The 5,196-nt window shown below is 71.7% G+C and carries 1 protein-coding gene; it reads left to right on the top strand.

Features of this window, described 5'->3' with window-relative positions; genetic code table 11:
• Positions 1 to 5,196 (top strand): SDR family NAD(P)-dependent oxidoreductase (locus ABT130_RS46825; protein WP_350966388.1); only part of this gene is annotated, 5,196 nt, incomplete at both ends.

The raw sequence follows: 5,196 nt of genomic DNA, 5'->3' as shown, positions 1-5,196 counted from the left end.
CGGAACGGTGCCGCGGGACGAGGCACCGGCCGCGGACGTGCTGCCGGTGTTGGTGTCGGCCCGTACGGCGGAGGCGTTGCGGGCGCAGGCCGGGCGGCTGGCCTCGCACGTGGGGGACCGCGGTGAGGTGGCGCTGGCCGATACCGCGTTCTCGCTGGCCACGACCCGTCCGGCGTTCGAGCATCGGGCGGTGGTACTGGCCGCCGATCGCGATGGGGTGCTGGCCGGATTGGACGCCCTGGCCGAGAACCGGCCGAGCGCGGGTGTGGTGCGCGGCATGGCGGGAGCGGAGCCGAGGCTGGCGGTGTTGTTCACCGGTCAGGGCAGCCAGCGGGCGGGGATGGGCCGGGAGCTGTACGAGCGGTTCCCGGTGTTCGCGCAGGCGTTGGACGAGGTGATCGCCGAGCTGGACCCGATGCTTGACGGACCGCTGCGCGAGGTGCTGTTCGCCGAGCCGGGTTCGGCCGAGGCGGAGGCGCTGGACCAGACGGGGTGGGCGCAGCCGGCCCTGTTCGCGGTGGAGACCGCCCTGTTCCGGCTGGTCTCCTCGTGGGGGATTCGGCCCGAAGTACTGGCCGGGCACTCGATCGGGGAGATCAGCGCGGCGCATGTGGCCGGGGTGCTGTCGCTGAGCGATGCGTGTGCGCTGGTGGCGGGCCGGGCGCGGTTGATGCAGGCGCTGCCGGCCGGTGGGGCGATGGTGGCGGTGCAGACCTCCGAGGAGCAGGTCGCCGAGCTGCTGGCCGGACGCGAAGACCAGGTGTCGATCGCGGCCGTGAACGGTCCCACCTCGGTGGTGATCGCCGGAGTCGAGGAGCCGCTGCTCGCGATCGTCGCGGTGCTGGAGGAATGCGGGATCAAGACGCGACGGTTGCGGGTGTCGCATGCGTTCCACTCGCCGTTGATGGAGCCGATGCTGGAGGACTTCCGCACGCTGGCGAGCAGGCTCACCTACGGTGCGCCGAGGATTCCGATCGTGTCCACCCTGACCGGGCAGGCGGCCACGGCCGAGCAGCTGTGCTCGCCGGACTACTGGGTGGAGCAGGTCCGCGGCGCGGTCCGCTTCGCCGACGGCATCCGCACCCTGCACGGCCAGGGCGTCCGGGCTTACCTGGAGCTCGGCCCGGACGGCGTGCTCACCGCCATGGCCCAGGACACCCTCGCGACCGAGCCGGAGTCGTCTGAGTCGCACACGGTAGTGGTGCCGGTACTGCGCGGGGACCGGGACGAGCACCAGGCCGTTACCGAGGCGCTGGCCCGTCTACACGTGCACGGCGTGCCGGTGAACTGGCAGACGGTGCTGCCGCGCGGGCGCCGGGTCGACCTGCCCACCTATGCCTTCGAGCACCAGCGGTTCTGGCCCGAGACCGGTGCCCCCGCCAGGGGTGCCGCCATGGCGGATCCGGTGGACGCGGAGTTCTGGGCCACCATTGAGCGTGAGGATCTCCAGTCCCTCGCGGCGCGGCTGGACGTGGAGCAGGAGACGCTCGGCGCGGTGCTGCCGGCGCTGACGTCGTGGCGACGAGCCCGACGCGAGACGTCCGTCGCGGACTCCTGGCGATACCGGGTCATCTGGAAGCCACTGACCAGCGTCTCGGCCGCCGTCGTGCCGGGCACCTGGCTGGTCGTGGTGCCCGCGGAGCTGGCCGGCGATGTCTGGTCGGAGTCCGTGGTCCAGATGTTCGGGGCGGCGGCCGTACGGCTGGACGTATCCGGCCAGGACCGGGCCGCGCTCGCCGAGCAGGTACGCGAGCGCCTCGGCGCCGACGCGGAGCCGGCCGGGGTGGTGTCGCTGCTGGCGCTGGGTGAGACCACGGAGCCGGGTGTCTCGGACGGCTCGGCGCTGACGATGACCTTGCTGCAGGCACTGGGCGATGCCGGTGTCGAGGCGCCACTGTGGTGTGTCACGAAGGGCGCGGTCTCGCTCGGGCGGTCCGACACGGCGCCGATCCCGGCTCAGGCGGGCGTGTGGGGCCTCGGCCGGGTGGCCGCGCTGGAGTACCCCCAGCGCTGGGGTGGCCTGATCGACCTTCCCCAGACGCTGGACCAGCGGGTGGTGACCTGGCTGGCGGGCGTCCTCACCGTGCCCGGCTCCGAGGATCAGGTGGCGATCCGCTCGACCGGCGTCTACGGCCGCAGGTTGGCTCACGCCCCTTACCGGGGCACTGACGCCACGCTGCGACCGCGCGGCACGGCCTTGATCACCGGTGGCACCGGCGCGCTCGGTGCTCACGTGGCCCGGTGGCTGGCCGCCCAGGGCGTCGAACATCTCGTACTGACCAGCAGGCGGGGCATGGCGGCAGGCGGTGCGGCCGAGCTGCGCGACGAGCTGACCGCGCTGGGTGCCCGGGTGAGCATCGTGGCATGCGACGTGGCCGATGCGGACGCACTCGCGACGGTGCTGGCCGACATCCCGGCTGAGTACCCGCTGACCGGGGTCGTCCATGCCGCAGGCATCAGCCCGGCGAACAACCTGGACGGGCTGGACGCCGCCGAGCTGGCCGAGGTGATGCGGGCGAAGGTCGTCGGCGCGCTGAACCTCGACGCGCTGCTGGGCGACCGCGAGCTCGACTTCTTCGTGCTGTTCTCCTCGATCGCCGCGGTGTGGGGCAGCGGCGGCCAGGCCGCCTACGCCGCCGCCAACGCCTCTGTTGACGCTCTGGCCGACCGGCGTCGGGCACGCGGGGTCGTGGCGACCTCGGTCGCCTGGGGCCCATGGGTCGGGGATGGCATGGCCGCCGCCGACGGGGCACAGGACTATCTGTCCAGGCGTGGCGTGCGGGCGATGGGGCCGGGAGCGGCCGTCACCGCGCTGTGGCGGGCGGTCGCGCACCGGGACGCGACCGTGGCGGTCGCGGATATCGCCTGGGAGCAGTTCGCCCTGACGTTCACCGCCGTACGGCAGAGCGCTCTGCTCGGCGATCTGCCGGAGGTGCTGAGCCTGGTCGAGGCGGGCCGTACCGTCCGGGAAGAGGAGCAGTCGGCTGTTTCCGCCCTACGGGCGCGGCTGCGTGAGCTGGAGGCGGGCGAGCGGTCGCAGGTCCTGCGGGACATGGTCCGCGAGCAGGTCGCCGTAGTGCTGCGGCACCCCAACGCGGATGCGATCGAGACCGAGCGGGCCTTCAAGGATCTCGGGTTCGACTCGCTGACCTCGGTCGAATTCCGTAACGCGCTCCGTGCCGCGACCGGCTTGAACCTGCCGGCGACGCTGGTCTTCGACTACCCGACGCCGGCCGTCCTGGCGGACTTCCTGCTGGCGGAGTTGCTGGGCGAGCAGGTGCGTGCGGGGGTGCCGTCGGCGGTGCTGCCGGTGGCGGACGATCCGATCGCGATCGTGTCGATGGCCTGCCGCTATCCGGGCGGGGTGAGCTCTCCGGAGGACCTGTGGCGGCTGGTCGCCGGAGGCCAGGACGCGATCTCCCCGCTGCCACGGGACCGAGGCTGGCAGACGCGCGGCGAGCTGGACTTCCAGGGCGGGTTCCTCTTCGACGCGGCCGAATTCGACCCGGGGTTCTTCGGCATCTCGCCGCGCGAGGCGCTGGCGATGGACCCGCAGCAGCGGTTGCTGCTGGAGACGTCCTGGGAGGCGATCGAGCGAGCGGGGATCAACCCGGTCTCGCTGCGCGGTAGCCGTACCGGCGTGTTCGCCGGGGTGCTCTACCACGACTACGGGACGAGTGCCGAGTTCCCGCCGGAGGCGATGACCTTCGTCAGCAACGGCAGCGCTGGGAGCGTCGTCACCGGTCGCGTCGCGTACGCGTTGGGGTTGGAGGGCCCGGCGGTGACGGTGGACACCGCTTGCTCGTCGTCGCTGGTGGCGATGCACATGGCCGCGCAGGCCCTGCGATCGGGTGAATGCAGTCTGGCCTTGGCCGGTGGCGTGACGGTGATGGCGTCGCCGTTGGTGTTCGTCGATTTCAGCGGTCAGGGTGGGCTGTCGTCGGACGGCCGGTGCAAGGCGTTCGCCGACACCGCTGACGGCACGACCTGGTCTGAGGGTGTGGGCGTGCTCGTGCTGGAGCGGCTGTCGGACGCTCAGCGCAACGGTCACCAGGTCCTGGCGATCCTACGTGGTTCGGCGATCAATCAGGACGGTGCGTCGAACGGGTTGACCGCGCCGAACGGTCCTTCGCAGCAGCGGGTGATCCGTCAGGCGCTGGCCGCTTCGGGGCTGTCGTCGGCCGAGGTGGACGTGGTCGAGGCGCATGGAACGGGCACGACGTTGGGTGACCCGATCGAGGCGCAGGCGTTGCTGGCCACCTATGGCCAGGAGCGAGATGAGGATCGGCCGCTGCTGCTGGGGTCGATCAAGTCGAACCTCGGTCACACCCAGGCGGCGGCTGGTGTCGCGGGTGTGATCAAGATGATCATGGCGATGCGGCACGGCATCGTGCCGAAGACGTTGCATGTTGATACGCCGTCGTCGCATGTGGACTGGGCCTCGGGTGCGGTGGAGCTGCTGACCGAGGCGGTGGAGTGGCCGCAGACGGGCTGGCTGCGCCGGGCGGGTGTGTCGTCGTTCGGGGTCAGCGGCACGAACGCGCACATGATTTTGGAGCAGGGTCCGGAGGCGCCGCAGGCCGAGCCGCGGGTGGAGGACGTGGCGCCGACAGCGGGTGTGGTGCCGTGGGTGATCTCGGGCAAGACCGGTCAGGCGCTGCACGATCAGGCGGGTCGCCTGGGTGCGCACCTGGAGGCGCACGGTGATCTCGACCCGGTGGATGTGGGCTCGTCGCTGGTGGTGTCGCGGTCGCTCTTCGAGCATCGGGCCGTGGTCATCGGAGACGGTCATGAGGAGCTGCTGGCGGGGCTGGCCGCAGTGGCTTCCGGTGAGTCGGCGACGCGCGTGGTCGCGGGTGTGGCGGACGTCGATGGGAAGTCGGTGTGGGTGTTCCCGGGTCAGGGGGCGCAGTGGGTGGGCATGGGTGCCGCGCTGCTGGAGGAGTCGGCGGTGTTCACGGGGCGGATGGCCGAGTGCGCGGCGGCGTTGGAGCCGTTCGTGGACTGGTCGGGGTGGTCGTTGCTGGATGTGGTGCGGGGTGTGGAGGGTGCTCCGGGGCTGGATCGGGTGGATGTGGTGCAGCCGGTGTCGTTCGCGGTGATGGTGTCGCTGGCGGCGGTGTGGGAGTCGCTGGGGGTTCGTCCGGATGCGGTGGTGGGGCATTCGCAGGGTGAGATCGCGGCGGCGGTGGTGGC

Origin of the sequence: Streptosporangium sp. NPDC001681 (genome assembly GCF_040298085.1) — a bacterium.
Classification (GTDB): Bacteria; Actinomycetota; Actinomycetes; order Streptosporangiales; family Streptosporangiaceae; genus Streptosporangium.
The sequence above is the reverse complement of the archived record's forward strand: the minus strand, read 5'-3'. Positions and strand labels throughout refer to the sequence as shown.